14 protein-coding genes and 1 pseudogene are annotated in these 17838 nt (G+C 44.8%); 2 read left to right on the top strand and 13 right to left on the bottom strand.

The window, feature by feature from the left end; all coding sequences use genetic code 11:
- The first annotated feature begins 19 nt into the window (after positions 1 to 19).
- The gene (gene bamJ, locus MKFW12EY_RS00885; protein ID WP_064020109.1) at positions 20 to 499 is read left to right on the top strand and encodes a BamJ family beta-barrel-assembly machinery protein; all 480 of its coding nucleotides are present in this window, start codon (positions 20 to 22) and stop codon (positions 497 to 499) included.
- A gap of 79 nt (positions 500 to 578) precedes the next feature.
- On the opposite strand, the gene MKFW12EY_RS00890 is transcribed toward bamJ, so the two are convergent.
- From MKFW12EY_RS00890 to MKFW12EY_RS00950, 13 genes and pseudogenes are all read right to left on the bottom strand, one after another.
- Positions 579 to 1808, bottom strand: a complete 1230-nt coding sequence (locus tag MKFW12EY_RS00890) for a glycosyltransferase WbuB (RefSeq protein ID WP_221053838.1) — start codon at positions 1806 to 1808, stop codon at positions 579 to 581.
- Positions 1809 to 2100: 292 nt separating this feature from the next.
- The gene (locus tag MKFW12EY_RS00895; protein ID WP_054759527.1) at positions 2101 to 3015 is read right to left on the bottom strand and encodes a glycosyltransferase family 2 protein; all 915 of its coding nucleotides are present in this window, start codon (positions 3013 to 3015) and stop codon (positions 2101 to 2103) included.
- 24 nt (positions 3016 to 3039) lie between these two features.
- Positions 3040 to 3999, bottom strand: a complete 960-nt coding sequence (locus MKFW12EY_RS00900; RefSeq protein WP_221053839.1) for a nitroreductase family protein — start codon at positions 3997 to 3999, stop codon at positions 3040 to 3042.
- A 29-nt stretch (positions 4000 to 4028) separates the two neighbouring features.
- Positions 4029 to 4184 (bottom strand): annotated as a pseudogene (locus MKFW12EY_RS23235) (LbetaH domain-containing protein); the annotation flags it as partial.
- 390 nt (positions 4185 to 4574) lie between these two features.
- Positions 4575 to 5717, bottom strand: a complete 1143-nt coding sequence (locus MKFW12EY_RS00910) for a polysaccharide pyruvyl transferase family protein (RefSeq protein ID WP_054759506.1) — start codon at positions 5715 to 5717, stop codon at positions 4575 to 4577.
- A 59-nt stretch (positions 5718 to 5776) separates the two neighbouring features.
- Complete coding sequence (locus MKFW12EY_RS00915) at positions 5777 to 6922, bottom strand: glycosyltransferase (protein ID WP_054759508.1); 1146 nt, start codon at positions 6920 to 6922, stop codon at positions 5777 to 5779.
- The gene (locus MKFW12EY_RS00920; RefSeq protein WP_054759510.1) at positions 6919 to 8067 is read right to left on the bottom strand and encodes a glycosyltransferase family 4 protein; all 1149 of its coding nucleotides are present in this window, start codon (positions 8065 to 8067) and stop codon (positions 6919 to 6921) included. Before MKFW12EY_RS00920 ends, MKFW12EY_RS00915 begins: the two co-directional genes overlap by 4 nt.
- Positions 8068 to 8171: 104 nt before the next feature.
- Positions 8172 to 9173, bottom strand: a complete 1002-nt coding sequence (locus tag MKFW12EY_RS00925) for a glycosyltransferase family 2 protein (protein ID WP_054759512.1) — start codon at positions 9171 to 9173, stop codon at positions 8172 to 8174.
- A gap of 98 nt (positions 9174 to 9271) precedes the next feature.
- The gene (locus tag MKFW12EY_RS00930) at positions 9272 to 10522 is read right to left on the bottom strand and encodes a polysaccharide biosynthesis protein (RefSeq protein WP_221053840.1); all 1251 of its coding nucleotides are present in this window, start codon (positions 10520 to 10522) and stop codon (positions 9272 to 9274) included.
- Positions 10523 to 10783: 261 nt separating this feature from the next.
- A complete protein-coding gene (locus MKFW12EY_RS00935) occupies positions 10784 to 12178 on the bottom strand; it encodes a hypothetical protein (RefSeq protein ID WP_054759516.1) in 1395 nt (464 codons plus the stop codon).
- A 43-nt stretch (positions 12179 to 12221) separates the two neighbouring features.
- On the bottom strand, positions 12222 to 14294 hold the full coding sequence (locus MKFW12EY_RS00940; RefSeq protein ID WP_157199203.1) for a hypothetical protein: 2073 nt from the start codon (positions 14292 to 14294) through the stop codon (positions 12222 to 12224).
- Positions 14295 to 14430: 136 nt separating this feature from the next.
- The gene (locus MKFW12EY_RS00945) at positions 14431 to 14847 is read right to left on the bottom strand and encodes a VanZ family protein (RefSeq protein ID WP_054759520.1); all 417 of its coding nucleotides are present in this window, start codon (positions 14845 to 14847) and stop codon (positions 14431 to 14433) included.
- A 345-nt stretch (positions 14848 to 15192) separates the two neighbouring features.
- Positions 15193 to 16614 (bottom strand): undecaprenyl-phosphate glucose phosphotransferase, encoded by a 1422-nt coding sequence (locus MKFW12EY_RS00950; protein ID WP_221053841.1) that lies wholly within the window; start codon positions 16612 to 16614, stop codon positions 15193 to 15195.
- 437 nt (positions 16615 to 17051) lie between these two features.
- On the opposite strand from MKFW12EY_RS00950, the gene pyrF reads away from it, so the two are divergent.
- Positions 17052 to 17777, top strand: a complete 726-nt coding sequence (gene pyrF, locus MKFW12EY_RS00955) for an orotidine-5'-phosphate decarboxylase (protein WP_054759522.1) — start codon at positions 17052 to 17054, stop codon at positions 17775 to 17777.
- Positions 17778 to 17838 lie beyond the last annotated feature (61 nt).

The raw sequence follows: 17838 nt of genomic DNA on the forward strand, positions 1-17838 counted from the left end.
CCACCTCACCGGAGTATTCATGAAGTCTATGAAACAACGAGTTATCGCCACATTAATCGCATTTATCACAGGATTCGTTATGTTCTCACTGGCCAACGCCAACACCCCCGCCGAAAACAAAGCCGCCGGCGAAAAATACCTGGCCGACAACGCCAAAAACGCCGGCGTAACCACCACCGCCAGCGGCCTGCAATACCAAGTATTCACCGAAGGCACCGGCGCATCGCCCAAAGCCAGCGACAACGTCACCGTCCATTACAAAGGCACTACCATCGACGGCAAAGAATTCGACAGCTCCTACAGCCGCGGCGCACCGGCCACCTTCCCGCTGAACAGAGTCATCCCCGGCTGGACCGAAGGTGTCCAGTTAATGAAAGAAGGCGCCAAATACCGCTTCTTCATTCCTTCCAACCTGGCCTACGGCGAACGCGGCGCCGGCCGCGACATCGGTCCCAACGCGGCGCTGATTTTTGATGTGGAACTGATTAAAGTTAACTAAACAGCATCCGTGTTGAAAGAGGCTGGGAGCCAATCGCTACAACAGTTGGCCTCCCGGCTAAACCGCAGCATTCCCAACCCTACGCCATTGACGTAGCCAACCGCTCGACTAGCCGACTAAGCACCGGTACTTTTTCCAGGTTATCCAAAGCAAATTGATGTGCGACCGGATTGTAGCGGTCCAACTTACTTTCTAGCATTTGCTTCAGCGCGTCAGCCAGCACATCGCTATCCTCCGGCTCGATGCAACGTGCAATACCCTGATATTTTTGACACAGCAAGCCTAATTCAGTCTCATCCTCGGCGGTAATGACCGCTTGGCCGCCGACCGCTAAAATCGTACTGAGTTTGGAAGGCAACACCGCGTCGGCCGCCCCCTTTTTTTGAATAACCAAATGAATATCCGCCAGCGCCATTAACGCCGGCAATTCCTCGTATTTTTGCAAGGGATAGAACCGTAAGTTGGCTAACTGCAATTGCTGAGCCTGTTGCTTTAAATCGGTTTCGGCCGCGCCGGCACCGACCATTAAGAACAACACATCCTCACGGCTTTCCAATGCTTTAGCGGCCTGCAACACAATTTCCAATCCTTGTTTCTTACCCATATTCCCAGAATACAAAACAACGCGCGTCGTATCGGGAATGTCCCAGCGCTGCCTAAATAAATCGGCATCGACACCCGGTTTCAGAAAATGGGTATCCACCCAATTGGGAAAATAAAATAATTTCTCCGGCTGCGAGGTTTTTGACTCGGCATTGCGCAACATGCTGTAGGAAATACTGGAAACGATGTCAAACCCGCGCATAAACCAACGCTCCACCGCTTTGGCAAAACCGGCGATAACGCCCGCTTTCCCCATCCCTAATCCCAGCATCGCATCCAGTTCATAATCCTGAATATGCAGCATCGATTTAGTGCCGCGCAATTTGCAAAATAACAATGCTGTCGGTACGCAAAAAAAGGTCGGCTCTATACAAATAACCACATCCGGCTTCCAGAACCATTGCCTGAATACGACCGGCAGACTGGTGGCGGCAAAACTCATCAAATGCAGCAACCGACTCAGAGTTGACGGTTGCTTCGGAACGAAAAGAGGACAACGCCAGACATTAACGCCATTGCGATGTTCTGCCCGATATTGCCCACCGTTATAGCCGGCGCCAACCTGCCATTCGGGATAATAGGGCGGCGCACAAACAACTCGAACCTCGTGCCCATTTGCCGCCAACCATTCGCACATTTCGCCGGAATATTTACCGATGCCGGTTAACTCCGGTGCATAATTAATACCGTATAGGAGAATTTTCATTTCTTGACTCTAACGTAGATAATCCGGCGAGTTAACGGATCAATTAAGCTCTCGGCATTATTGATCAGGTAATTAGATAAACTTTCTGGGGCAGCGCGTTCACGATATCGGTTCGCCCCTTGGTTGTTTCAACTATTCGCGATGAGCTTAATAGATGCACCTGAAGCCTTTTGACAGGCTCAATACGAAGCATAAAGGCGAACGGATCTTAAAACTTCGCCAGAAAAACAAATTAATGCCGGAATGACGCTTGAGAACAAAAATCCAACAGCGAAGCGCTAAGCGAATAAATTTAATTGCCGAGCTTCAATCCGGTCAATTTCTCAAGTCGGGCAATTTTCTCTTGCCTGGAATCGGCGTCTTTGATTAGCTGCTCCGCCTCTAGGCACTTTAAATCCACCAAACAGCGATACCACAAACCTTGCATAAAATGATAAGCAAAGCCCTCTTTTCCGTCTAAAAATCCCAATCTTAAAAAGTATCTATATAAGAAATACAGCACCGGTCTAACAAATATCGGTAAACGGTTGTACAGCTTTTCCTTGATAATTCTTTTAACTTTAGCCTGACCGGTTTGAGACTCTTGAATAGAATCGTCGTGTCCAAATAATTGATATTTATTATTAAGAACTTCAATCATCTCGCGGCTAGCGTACCGGTTGTGCTTAGCTATAAACCATTCGACAGTATTGAGATTATCGTCAACGAAATCGTATTCGAATATAACCGACTTGCCGGAGTCCAGCACAATATGCTCGTCCATCCAGCGATTTTCAATATGCGCTTGTCCGGTTTTCCAGATGCGAAGTAATATCAACGGATACCGGTCGCCATGCCTTATCCATCGGCCTAAAAAATAATGCCGACGCTTTAAAAATATCCCATTTATACCTTCAGCAAGATTAGGTAGCCGCGTGCTAATTTCATCGGCCAAGTCAGGTAACAGATATTCATCGGCATCCATGCGCATAATCCAATCTGTCTGAATTGGACAGTTATCCAAAGCCCACTGAAATTGAACAGACTGATTTACAAATGTATTCTGAAGTACTTTACAACCCAAAGACTCCGCGATTTCTATTGTTTTATCGGTAGAATAAGAATCCACCACAAAAATATCTCGGACAATTGGCGGCAAGCTTTTAATGCACCGCTCTATATGCAATTGCTCGTTATAGGTAAGTATGATAACGGTTAAGCCATGCATGTTTACATTCACCATCCGCAATGACTAATGCTTAATCAGCAAATCGCTGACAGGCATCCGCTCCGATCGAGCTACAACCAGATCGACCGGCTCAGGAAAACCAAAAGCAATCATGACTATCAATCGCTCCCCAGTGGATATATTGCCTGCTTTGCAAATCGCGAGCTCCCTCTTATTCGATACCGCAAGATTTAAAGGACAAGCGCCGAGTCCCAGTGCCTGACAGGCGTTCAACACTTGCATGGCCAATAATGCACCGTCAACATATGCCTGGCTCCTAGCTTTGAAACCGCTCCATGCGCTAATTTCCGAAGAAATGACGAATAAATTATGAACCGACTCCCTGAAGCCCTCCGCCCCTCCCTGTAAACGAAGTAACTTGGAAATATCCTCGGGATTCGAATAATAATGTATACGACCGGACTGCCTATTACATTGGGAAGGAGTTCTTTGTGCAATTTCAATCACTCGGCTGAGAAGTCGGTCGTCCACCTTCAACGGCAGATATCTCCGACAACTAAACCTAGATTTCAAAAACATCTCGGCCTGAACGTTCTCGACTACGGACGAATTAGAAATACTTTTAGTACCGCCTTTTGGGGTAATATTTAAACCCTGACATCTAGCGATAAAATCCTTTATTCTGACGCCAAAATCTCCTAAGTCGACGTCTTTGCTTTCATGCCATTTGATATAAGCTTCCAAGCAACCGTAACTTTTTTCGAGCGGAAAAACACCCCAGTTATGATCATATTTATCAAGGCAGTCCAATAACTTTGTTATCTTTTCTCTGCCGAACTTTATTCTGGGCTCAGATATACTCAAACCTTTTTCAACAGTATGAGCGAGTAACAAAATGTCGTAGTGCAATTGTTTATTTCTAGGGCACGAAGGAGAAGATTTACTCCAGCGTAGTGCTCTTAAAAAATCAAACGAGTACTCTACAGGAATTAACAATACGTTTAGCAGTTCCTTTATCGACATTCTACCTCCTCATGCTCGGAAGTAATCTTCCGAGGCTTGATGAAAACCGCCGGATTTCCGGCTACCACACTCCACTCAGCCACATCCTTGGTTACCACGCTGCGAGCAGCCACAACGGCACCGTTACCTATTTTCACACCGGGAGAAACAAAGGCTTCAGCGCAAACCCAAACATGGTCGCCGATTGAAATCGGTTTAGTAACCAGCGGCCGAGTCAGAGAAGAAATATCATGAGTTCCCGTGCATAAATAAGTACGTTGACTTATAGCCACTTTAGAGCCCAATTTGATTCGGGCCATATTATAACAATCGACATCATCCGCCAGCACTGAATAATCGCCCATCTCCAAATTCCAAGGCGCCCATACAAAACAGGAAGGGGAAACCCTATTGCCCACACCGAGTTTTGCACCAAATAGCTTTAGTAAAAAAATTCGCCAAGAATTCAAACACCAACGTGGGGTCGTTCTAAAAAACAACCACCATATCGTATTCCAAATTAAGCGCAAAAATTTAATTTTGGCAGGTATAGTGTCGACATACTTATATTTTGAAAACTGACTAGCCATGTACTTTTAGTGCGCAAAAGACAATTCTGCCGATAAATAATTACTTCCTACAGCGCGGAGCTCTGCTACTCGAGCGTTTACTTCATCCCAATTTATCGGGTTCAGTAATAAACTATCCAATTTAGATGAGTCGTGCTTTTCCAAAAAGCGATCAGATAGGCCGACCAGGTTTAAAAGATTCAGCGCTCTAGCATTGAAACTAGCCTTGCCTTCTTGAAGCCCAACCACAACAAACGGCTTATTGAGTAAAATACTTAATGCGGTACCGTGAAACGAATTCGTGACAACAAACTCGGCATTGTGCATAAGAAATAACCATTGCCGGGGACAAGGATAAACCGTTTCTCCGATTTCCTTCCAGCGGCGATGCGCGTTATAAGGAGAATAGAGTTTGGCGTCGAAATGTCCCGCAACGGCTTCCGCAACATCGCCGATAACCGCGCGGGACCGTAAGCCGTAGCAGAAAACATATTTTCCGGGACTCAGAGGATATTCCGCCATAACATCGGAATAGTCCGATAGCAATATGGTCGGATCGGGAACACTAGGTACCTCCTTATTAATCAAATCCTTAATAATGGCAACCCCGGATTGCTCGCGCACCGAGACGCTATCTAATTTACCGATTAGCGCTGCCAATCCCTCTTTGTATTTAGGATCAATTTCGTTTCTGCCGAAACTAGGCGCATACGAAATGCGGCGCGTAGTTTTACTCGCTGTAGCGAAGTCCAAAAAATAAACCGGATCGATGCCAAAATGCTCAGAGGGATTCCATATTTGATCGCTACCGCAAACCAGTAAATCATACCCAAGACCGGCATTTTCCAATTCCGTCAACGTTTTATATTCCGGGCCGGATATGCCCAAAAAGTCCCGTCGAAAATTGACAAAATTGTCTTGCATCTTCTTGTTTCCAAACCACTGGCTTTTAAGCTTTGTCAGTTTGAGATAAATGACTTTGATATTCTTCTTTGAAAAAAAATGATCAAACTGTATTGAGCCGCCCGCTTCAATATGATCAGGGTGGTAATTAATAAAATCCGCTTCGCATCCTTGATTCAAAAACCAACGACGAAGAGCATAAGCCTGAAACAATGCCCCATAATTATCACTAAAATGATATGTCAAAATACCAACCTTCATAATCATCCCTTACATGCAAAATAAATCTAAGAATCGCTTTATCGGCCTAAAAATCGAGAATTGATCTAGCCGGATAAAACATCCAATAAACTGTTGGCGGCTTTATTGATTTCAAAGCGTTCCATAAAGCAACGCCTAGCATTGGCTCGCAGCGCTGCTTTATCGGATTCGGCCATTGACGACCAACCTGCCAGTAACTGATTGCAACCGGACAAAGTGTCGTCGGCAACAAGGCCGGCCCCATCTTGATCGATCTCGTACCAAATATTGACTTTGTTACTAATTAAGACCGGCAGCCCGCAAGAGAGCGACTCGGCCACCACTATGCCGAAATTTTCCTGGTGCGAAGGCAATATAAATGCGTCAGCGGCCGCGTAAGCTCCCCATTTCAGATCGCCACTTAACATCCCGGTCCAAGTAATATTATCCGCAACTCCCAATTCTACCGCCTGCTGTTCCAGCGATTTCTGCCAACCGATTTGGTCCGGACCGGCGATGACCAACTCGAACGCGGGATTTTCTCGGTGACTCGATGCGTAAGATTCAATCAGCATATCCAACCCTTTTTTGGGATGAATACGGCTCAGATACAACAAGAATTTTTTGTTTTCAAGCCGCGGAAATCGATTTAAAAACAATGCGCGCTGCTCGGCTAAATCCCCTGTATGACCCGCGGTACCAAAATTAACTACCTGCTCATTTGCCTTATAGGGCCGAAACGACTGTCTCGCTAAGACCTTTTCCTCTTCACAGGTAAACAAAACTTTTTTCGCATCGCGAATGACCGGATACTCGCCCCAGAGCCAATACAAATATTTTTTTAAATGCTTTAACGGATACTGGCGCTTAAACCAAGGGTCCAACATGCCGTGAGAAAATAGATAATAAGGCTTACGCAATTGGTTTAGAACGCTGTGTGCAGCAAAGCTATGGTATTGCCAGAGGCCGTGAATAATTACCGCGTCGTAATCCGAAACGTTGGCTTTCAACCAAGGCTTAAGATTTTTGCAGTAGCCATAAATCCCTAATTTTGGCCCCAGTGGGTAAACGGTAAAAGGAAAATCAGCTAAATAGGAAGCAGACGGTAAATCCAAGCTTACAATTTCGACACCGTGCCCTTGTCTAACCATCGCATCCGAAAGCTGCCTTACGGCTTCTATAGGTCCGCCGCTTTCTGGGTTCACCGAGCTGATAACATGAAGAATCTTCACGACGCCGCTGCCTCCGTTTCGATTATTGAACGGTATAAAGCAAGGTAACCGGCAATCATTTTTTCCGTGGTAAATCGTTCAACATTTGATGCCATTTCAGCTTTAACTGTGTTCGTCAGCTCCGGATTATTCAGCGCCTCAAGTATTGTGGCGGCAGTTTGCTGGTACGATTCAGGATCGATGTAAATTGACGCGTTACCCCCCACTTCCGTCATAGGTTCTCGATTACTGGTAAATACCAACGTACCGCACGCCTGGGCTTCCAGAATTGGCCAACCAAAACCCTCGTATAGCGACGGAAAAACAAATGCCTCTGCTAGAGAATACAGCGCACCTAGCTCTTCAGTAGAGACGTCTGCAGCTTGTATTACCCTATCCGCCAAATCATATTCCTGAACCAAGGCTTTTAATTCGTCATTAAATGGCTTGCCTGCCATAACCAATTTCAAATCAGTATCAGGCTGCTGAGCGACTATTTGTCCAAATATTGCCAACATACCCTTTCTATTTTTGTACCACTGATTTCCTCCAACATGTAGAAGGAATTGCATGTTTTCAGAAATCCCATGCTTTCTCAATACTTCAAGGGCCTCACCGCGGGCAACCGGTTTAAAAGGATAATTGAGCCCGTTATAGACGACACTGACTTGCGCTGAAGACGGTTCGATCAAGCGCAAAAGATCTTGCTTAGTGGCATTAGAAACCGCAGCAATGTTTCTAGCATTTTTCAAACTTTTTAGAATCCATTTCTGCTGTAATTGGCCAGTTTTACTAATATTTTTATTATGATGAAACTCCCCAAAAGCCGATCTAGTTGCCATCATATCGTGACACGTAATCAAATATCGACCATGATCAAAATATTTGGTGTACATGGCGTTGGAATGATCGCAGATGTGGATTAAATCAGCTGATTTCGAAAGCCTGATTAGCATCAATGGAAACACAAAATATTTATCAATATAGCCCAGCCATTTGGATAGGCCGTTTGTTGTGGAATCAGACCAATATCCCAAGATAGGTTTTGGTTTGCATACACTTACATCCACGCCCAATCGTAACAATTCCTGATAAAGACAGGCGCAAAACTTCTGCATACTAAACTGATGATCTTTATCGTAGTTACCTATAAGCAAAACTTTCATTAAAATCCTCTATTAATCAACACCTAGAACACACAAACTAACTCCGTAATCACGAGAATTAAACGAAAGCTCTTATAGGCTACAAGCCGACACCTCTAAGGTAATCATAAAACTTTTGCTGGTAAACCTGGAGGCTCGAGCTTGAAATTACTAGCCATTCGCAAGCCATCGAAAAACCCAGACCAACCACCTAACAACATACCTGGCAAGCTAGATGGTCTTTTTGCAAGACTGTGACAAATAAAATATAACCCAGGGCAATAACGCTGACCTACAAAAAAATGATAAAAAATATATTTAAGCTTAGTCATATTTGACGCGTAGGCCAACTCAACCGCTGTAACATTAAAAGCGTTCTCGTAACATTTCAATCTACCCCAATTTCCTCTCCCATGATCATGTTGAATCGCTGGAAAATGGTCCACCATCGCCTTTGGATCAAGCACAATTCGCCATCCATGGTGCCTCAAATTAAGACAAAACCAGAGTTCATTGGCTACCTGCGCGCCTTTACCTTTTAAACGTACGTCAAAATGCAAGCTTCCAATTGCGGACCTTCTAACAATCCAGTTACATCCTTTTACTACCACTACATCCCTAGGCTCACCAACGACACGATGGTGATTGCCAATAACAATACCCCAATAATTAAAATAGGCAGCCTTATCGACCTCATTCTGTGGAAGAACCCCGCCATCATGCAGAAGATCACGACCCCCAGCTGCGCCTACATTTTTGGCATCAAAATGACGCAACAGTCGAACTAGCCAATCAACTTTCGGAACCGCATCATCATCAAGGAATGCAATGAAATCAGAACTTGCTACTGCCAGGCCAGCATTTTGCGCAGCGACTTGCCCGGTCACAAATACGCTAACTGGCTTTAAGTTCGGATATTCCAACTTCGCAAAATTGTTTAGCCATGTTGCAGTTTCTGGGTCGTCCTCAGGCCTATGCACTACAACAACCTCTTCTGGAACGATCTCCATATCGTAGATGCCTTTGATACATTTCTTCAAAATATCTAATCTTTTAAACGTCGGCACTACAATTGAAACAGTTTGTTTTTTGACCATTTCTCCTTTCTCCAAGTGTTGTTTAGCCATGAAACTATAATATGAAGTCGAGCAAAAATGTAGCGCTTCAAAATTGTATTAAGCAATGCCAATAATTAAACGGCACGATAATTAAAAAAATATTATTTTTACTTCTCCGGTTCACGCAGAAGCTCTCCTCTCAATCGTGCAGCAATCAACTCGACAATTAACGCAACCATCAGCCCGATTGGAAATCCGGCTTGAAACCATAGTAAATGGTCGAGACGTTTCATATCCAAATACAAGGGAACGATTGCGCACCAAGCAATAAAAACCGGTACCTGAAGCCATGCCCAATAATTCCATCCCTTGTTGGCAACTAGCTGCCACGAATTTGCAATCGCAGCACTAAATGCCGAGCCAATTGAAAAAATAAATACTTCATAAGTTAGTTCAGAATAATTTGGACCTATTAAGAACAATAGAACTGCTGGGTACCAATAGGCTACCAAAACAAGTACCAGTCCTGGGGCTCCACCAAATATCGACCACAACAGCCAATTTCTAAATACATTTTGTCTTTGCGCGCTAAACCGTGGGACTGCAAATGCATTAGTGACTGCTTGTACAGGCAATAACAATTGCCCGATCCTACTAAGAGCGCCTACATAGGCTGTTTGATTTGGACTTCCAGCCCAAGCCAAAATTAATAAGACAACTTGGGATTGAAAAACAAAAAAAACTTCCAACGGCAATTGACGGCGACTAACGCGTCTAATTTCTCGCCTATCATTTAAGCAACATTCGATATTATCTGTAGGCAATTCTAGGCGCAGCCAGCGCAGAATGAAAGGCACCCTTAACCCCGCTGCTAAGACATTTATCAAAATTACGGGCACCGGCTGCAAAACAGAATATATTTTTAATAAAAAAATACCTATAAGTCTTAATATAGATAAGAATGTATCTAGTGTTTGAATTGTTGGCGCAAGTTTGGCAAATAAAAGAATTTGATCTACTACTCGAGTACGCATATCAAATTCCCATTGGATTAGCAATAGGAACAATAATAGTGCAATTTGTTCATATGTGGCATGGTTTTTAAAAAGAAGCCAGCCTGCAATAGCTAATATAGCTGGAACTAGAATCAACGAAATTAGCCGCCTTTCCTTAATTGCTGCCTTCATCGCTTGTGCGGCGCGATTACGATCAGGCCAGACTCTGCCAATAATTGCCGTAAAACCGAAATGAACCCCGCCTTTAGTTACTAGATTCATCGCTCCGGTAATAACGATCATTACCGTAAATAATGCGTAATCTTCGACATCCATCCATCGAGCAATTAGTAACCCCGATATCGCTGAAACGCCTTGAGTAGCTATTGCACCCAAAAAAAACTTAGCAAGTTGCGCCAGCATAATAGTAAATACCCTTTAACAAAATCAATCAAACAACCCTATATAAGGACACTCAAAATACACGCGCCCAATAATGTTCAGTGCGAAAGTTCGCAATCAATATTCATCATGTACGAATTAACCAGCATATTTGGTCAGCTATAGAAAGAATTATATTTATAGAGCCGATCACTCGAAAAAATACCTGTGAACTGCAATATTGGAAAATCACTAAATAAGTTTATAAATCAATCTAGCTAAAGAAATATGATAACTAATGCTTTATTGTTTGCTTCTCTGTCGCCCAATGACGCTCGGGAGTAGATAAGAACCGCTATTTTTCAACTGAACACTTTCTGCGCCATCTTCGTTCTTACAAGAAGCCATTATCAATCCGACAAAAATCCAGGTATAGCCATTGAGAGTGCCCTGTAATGTTATTTGTCCTATAAAAATGTAAAATCCAATGAAGCCGATTAATATAATGGGGAGCATGTTCCCATTTCTTTTCACACTCTTAACGCCCATCCGGCTTATATAAAATGTCACCAAAACCCTAAATAAAATATACGTAGAGCCAAAAAAAGGCCCAAGCTCTTGAATAATCCTTGACCATTCATCTTCAGCTAAAACATATTGTTGAGCCTTGCCTGTAGCAAGCAAAGCACCGCCATTAGTACCAATTCCCATGCCATATCCTAAGATTGGACTAGAAAGAACATATCGAACAAATATAATCAAAGGCGCAATTGCACGCATAAAGGGGCTACCTTCTACGGCCTGGGCACTTTCAAAACGGTATGCAATTGCCTCAAATGAATCCCTAAAAGGCCCAAGAAACATTATGCTTCCTACAACGAACAAAGCAATAATAAAAGCGATGCCCCTTATTTTTAGTCTTATGCTATTGCTAATAAACAAACCAAATAATGTAGAGCTTATAATCAAGCCGGTAATGAAAAATGCTGTTCTGCTTCCCGACAACAGTAATGAGACCAAGCTTGAAATGGTGCAAACGATTAGTAATGGCGTTTTGAGAACGGGATACCTATCTCTTTGAATCCAACTGAAAACAATCATGGATATAATGCTGCCCACGAACATATACTGCCCTGCGGTAAAAGTAAATGTTCCAGTTGTTCTTACTATTTCGCCCGCAACCAAAAAAACTTCACCTGAGCCATATCCTGCATTAATGAAGCTATATGGAGGGGATGTAAATTGTACATAAACCAAAATTGATATTGGGATGCTAATATAAAGTGTTCTACGAATTAGGTTCATTATGTCTGATGGATAAAATGCCTCCTTAATAACGAATGCCAGAGGCATATAATAGCAGTACATCCTCCAGCCGTACCCCAATACCAATGGATTAACATTAAGGGTCGTGAGTTGTATGAACAGCAGCAATATATAAGCTGCAGACAATAAGAAGCCTATTGTTAAAACGATATTTCTACCGAATAGTCCAGCCCTGAATGCCTTGATGTAAATAAAAAGAACAATAGGGTCTCGCAAAAAGAAAATAACATGGTTGTATTCGGGGAAAAACCATTTTCTCAAGGCCCCCTCAAAAATCAGTAACCAATAAACTAAAAAAACGTAACTAACTATGCTTTTTCGAGAAAGCTCAGCCCGAAGTCCGCCTGGATAACTATCATTCGCATTAATCATAAATCAGAAGAAGCTTTAATTCTCGTAATTGAGTTAGCCTTGATTATTTCGTTGAGTTATTTACCGCTATTCCTGAAGAAAACTTCAACTGCCCAGAGTTGCTTATTTCTGGACTTATAAACACCTGCCCCTTGCTGGATTCCCGTGTTATCTTGGAGTTGTTCGTTAGATTGTCGAATCGGCAGTTATTACAAAAAGCGTTGTCACCAAAAATCACCGTATTTGGCTTGTTGGTAGAGAAGTATGACCTCAAAAAACCAACCATGGAATTGCTGCTTATACTTGGATCTCCAGCGTTATCTAGAAAAATACTATTTGCAAAAAAAGTTACATTATTGCTCGACTGATTCAAAATCTTATCATTCCCTTTGAATAGAGAGCTTATAAAGGCATTAAGGTTGTTCGCCCTTTTTGCAGGCCAATCTATAGCTAAATTATTATCCATAAACCGGCAGCCGTAAAAAACGTTCTTGTCCAAATAATTCATCCCTGCCTTGTCTCCACCAATATATTTTGCATCTGGTCTTTGCATTATTCCGGTTTTGTTACGAGAAAACTCAACATAGTCAATATAGTTATTATCCCATGCATATATTTGCTTAATCTGAATAGCCGCATTAGCCATGTCTCGAATTGCAACATGAGATAATGTAATAAGATTGTATTGAGCTCTATCCCCAGAGCCATCCGGATCGTGATTTATACCATTACGACCTCCCTGGAGGGTTATATCTGCTAATACAAATTTAATTGGCTTGGTTTTGCCCGAAACATAATCGCCGCCCACAATTACATCCATTTCATCAGACTTGGCTCTGATTATTGTTTTATCAATACCTGCACCGATAAGGCCTTGACCATTCTTCAAAACAAGAGGCTTAGAAATATAGTATGTGCCGGCCTCTAATTCGGCTATTCCATTCTGTTCTATTTGAGCCTGAATTAGTTCTGAAGAATCAGGTTGATTTACCCTAATCGATTTCCACCCAAAGTCAGCGGGCGATTCAAGGTTTTTAAACTCTGGTGGCGCCCAAATATTATAGATTTGTTTCTCTGTCGCCACGGCGGAATTTAGGGGCTGAGCAGACAAAATACTTACAGCATTGGGTTCCGCTAATGATTGGTTTACAAAAAACTCTGGTTTACGGTTGTAAAAAAAGTCAATAACCTGTGTCGATGGATTACTCTTCAACAATCCGATGTTCATTGACTTAAAGGTAAAGAGATTTTCAACCCCATTTCCCAATATAATTCCTGGATTTTTACTGGCAGCCATTAAGACTCCCTGTAACAAAATATTTTTTGCGTCTAAATTAAAAAATTGCCCAGTCCTTTTGGCGTAATCTCCCCCGCTCGCCATAAAAATTGATAAAAAATCGGTGTTATATACATTTAACATCCCTTTGTGTTGCGCTTTGTTTTCGATATTCCACGATTCACCTTCAATCCCTAAAAATGAGATATCTCGTTGATTTTTTATAATAATGGAATCGCCTCTTGGAACAAGTATGTTTGTCCAAACAAATAAATTACCTGACGACTGTTTTTTTTCGTCGCCAATTATTTTTATGCCTGGGTAAGCAGCATGAACCATCGTCCTAATGAATCGATTACCAACCAAATATCCGCCCCTTGAATTATCAATATCTATTCTTATATTGCTCAGATCGGTAAATAGATTATTAACTAGGGATGTGTTGGCGACCTCAATTGTTGTATTAACAATCCGATTTACACAGCTTTCTTTGATGATCCCTAAACCTTCAAATCTTATTTTTTCTGGGCTGACTCCACTTAAAATCGCATTATTCGTTCCTTGCGGAATCACTACTTTAGGTATTTTAGTTCCCGCCAATCCATATAGTTCTTGGTTTGATTTAAGCTGAATTGACACGGACTTCCGATAATTGCCGCCTGGCTTTAATCGCACGACTCCGTATCGATCCAGTGTTTTTTGTAACTCCATGGCTTGGCTCTCCGGCAAAAAAAACGCATCCTTGGGTATCGCGTATTCAGCCAACTTCGCCTCGCAAAGCAACGGGACTGCCGCTACAGATCGGCTAAAAATAACCACGGCAAACAGCAGCCAATATAGGATTTTTATTTTATTTCCCATTGCTCCCCCTTACACTTAAAAAGTGAATCGAGTTATAAACATTACCTTTAACGGCTTTTTCGTCCATTTATTTCTCCGCGCAGATAACGGTCCGCGCTTCTCCTAAATCGTGACGCCCCTTTTGGGCGCTCCCAATCTAAACAGAGTTAGTTTCGAACCAGGCTTTGATGCGCAGCATAAGGCAACTGCGCTTGATTGCGACCATCGCTATTGTTGCTCCGGCTATATCGGCCAATAAATCCAGTACGCTACCCGTTCGACTCGGCACTAATATTTGGTAGCCTTCCTCGGAAAGCCCAACCAGTAACGTTAGCCAAAACGGTAGGGAAAATAATGAAATGGCTGGGTTGCCACTCCAAATGAAAACAACAAAACAAATTAGCAGCGTTAAAATCGCAAACGCGATGAAATGAGCGACTTTGTCTAGTCCCGGAATTTCGCCCATTATTCTGGGCGGGGAGTGTGACGATTCGACGAACAACGCCACGACCCAACCGACACTCAACAAAAAAATTAATATTGCAAGTTTGCGATTGCCTTTAAATTTCGTCATTGCCTAGGTATTTTCGATCACTGATTCGGTCGGTTCTAATCGCTTGCGCGAGCAGAGGGCGTTTGTTCGGCAATTTTTACCGAAGCAGGTGCCAAGAATTCCTGTTAGAGAAACTCATAATTGCCCTCTGGTTTAAATTGAACTTGGGGAGGAGCTGAGGCCCAATTCCTCCTATTCGTCAATGTCGTCTGCTTTTACTTTCGTATGAAGGAAAGAAGCACGTTTATTGGAAGCTAAATTTGGATGATTTTCTGGTAAGGACAATAGCTTGAATTTAGGTTGTTTTTATTGCTGCCAAACTGTCCTTATTTTCAAATAATCCAAGCAATATCCGAGTCAATAGACCTAATACGCCTGCTGCCCAACAAACCCCTTGAAGATCGTGATAATCACGATCTTGATATCCAAAATCACAGACCAATTGCGGATGTATTCCAGATCGTGGTGGATGCGGGCTTCCATTTTGTCGATGGTTTCGGTTTCGCCGCGGCAGCCGCTGATTTGCGCCAGGCCGGTAATGCCGGGCTTCATTTTATGGCGCAGCATGTAGCCCTGGATTTGCTTGCGGTAGTATTCGTTATGGGCGATGGCGTGCGGGCGCGGGCCGACCACGGACATGGTGCCGGCCAGCACGTTCAGAAATTGGGGTAGTTCGTCCAGCGAGGTGCGGCGCAGGAAGCCGCCGAGCGGCGTGACCCGGCTGTCGTTGGCGGTGGCTTGTTTGACGGTGTCGCCGTTCTCGCACACCGTCATCGATCTGAACTTCCAGACTTCGATCGGTTCGCCTTTTACGCCGTAACGCAGTTGCTTGAAAATCACCGGTCCCGGCGAGGTCAGTTTGATGGCGATGGCGATGAGCAGCATCGGGATGGCAATCAGCGGCAGAATGATCGCGCATAAAAATAAGTCTTCCAGGCGTTTGGCGGTGCCGTCCAGCGACGAATTCAACGGCGTGTCGAACACGCTGACCACCGGTATCCCCTTGACGCTGCTGAGCTTGGATTGCATCAGGTTGAACGTGAAAAAGTCCGGCACGATATTGACCGATACGGTGCTGTCGGCCAGTTCCTGCACCAACTGGTTGATGCGTTTTTCCGCGCGTAGCGGCAACGTGATGTAGATATGGTCGATTTCGCCGTGTTTGGCCCGGTCCAGCAGCTCCTTGAAATCGCCGATGATGTTGTCGACCATGTCTTCCTGTTCCCGGCGCTGCTTGTTTTCGATGCGGTCGTCGAAAAAGCCGATGAATTGATAGCCCAGCCAGGGCATTTCGGTCAAGGCAACGTTCAGGCGCCGACCCAGGGCATTGCCGCCCAGGATGGCGTAGGTGCGGGTGTTTATGCCGTGCAGGCGCAGATAGGACAAAGCGGAGCGGCGCAAGGTATGCAGCACGATGATGCTGAGCGGCGCCAGCGGCAGCCACAGCTCCATGACCTCGCGGGAATATTCGAAGCCGAAGTCGAACACGAAAAAACCGCCGGCCACCAGGGCAAAGGCAAAAATCCAGGACAGCAGGATACGGATCGCATCGTCGAACATCGGATCGCCGCGCCAGCCGTGGTAGATCTCCTGATGCTCGGCAAAAATACCGAACAACACGGTACAGACGATGAACAAGCCCAGATATTCTTTGCCGAACGGCTCGCTGTAAACATGTAGCGACAAGTAAAGCGTGATGAAGATCAGCGCGGTATCGGTCGCACGTTTGATGCTTTGCAATTCGGGCCGCAGCGGCCGGATAAATCCTTTTGTGCGATATTGAGTCATATCAAATTTACTGATTTAGCCAAGTTAACTTCACGTGTCTGCCTGAATTATAGAACCATACACCCGGCTTATTTCGGCTTAATGAAAGCTTAATGAAACTTGGGTGATGTTCTTTGCTCGCTCTGCAGGCCGCTAATTTGCCGGGCCGTTTGCGGTTTTTCGCCCGCGGCTGGTGCCGTGGGAACCGCAATCTCCTTGTCGTTTTTGCGCCCTCGCCAATGCGGGATGCGTTTTTTATGAGGACCAACGGATCGGAAAACGGCTATGGTCGCCGCACTCCGTCGGACAGGTTATAACCGCTAACCGGGGCGCGCGTCCAGTGCAAACTTGTGCGGCAATCGGCGCGAGCAGTTGCCGCCGGCCGCGAAAATTTAGGATAGGCGGCGTTCTTCTGTTATTTTTTATCGCTTTTAGAACTACCCCAGCTAATAGCCGCCATGAGCAATTCTTTCATTTCGCAAAAACCCATTCCGGTCCGCGACCGCCTGATCATGGCGTTGGATGTCGCCAGCATCGCCGAAGCCCAAGCCCTGGTCGAAGAACTCGGCGACGCGGTGGTATTTTATAAAGTTGGCATGGAATTGTTCATGTCCGGCGACTATTTCGGTTTCATCGAATGGCTGAAGGCGCGCGATAAAAAAGTCTTCGTCGATCTGAAGTTTTTCGACATTCCGGCCACGGTCGGCCGGGCAATCAAAGCCTTGAGCAATAAAGGCGTGGATTTGGCGACGATACACGGCAACGATTCGATCATGGAAGCCGCCGCCGCCGCCAAAGGCGATTTGAAAGTACTGGCCGTGACCGCATTGACCAGCCTGGACCGCGGCGATTTGGACGATTTGGGTTTTCAATGCGACGTCAAAGAATTGGTGTTGTCGCGCGCCAAGCGAGCGCTGCAAATCGGCTGCGACGGCATCGTCTCGTCCGGTTTGGAAGTGGCGATGATCCGCGAGCAGCTCGGCGAAAAACTGCTGGTCATCACGCCCGGCATTCGCCCGGTCGACAACCGCGAAGACGACGACCAAAAACGCGCGGTCAGCGTCGAACAAGCCATCCAAAACGGCGCCGATTACATTGTCGTCGGCCGCCCGATCCGCGACGCCGCCGACCGCAAGGCGATGGCGGAAAAAATCCAAGGTCAGATTGCGGCGCAGTTCGCATAAGCTTTGGCGCCGGTTTGCTCCTACAGCGGGACGATACGGTTAAGTATGGTAGGAGCGGGCC

This window comes from Methylomonas koyamae, from assembly GCF_019669905.1.
GTDB lineage: Bacteria > Pseudomonadota > Gammaproteobacteria > Methylococcales > Methylomonadaceae > Methylomonas > Methylomonas koyamae.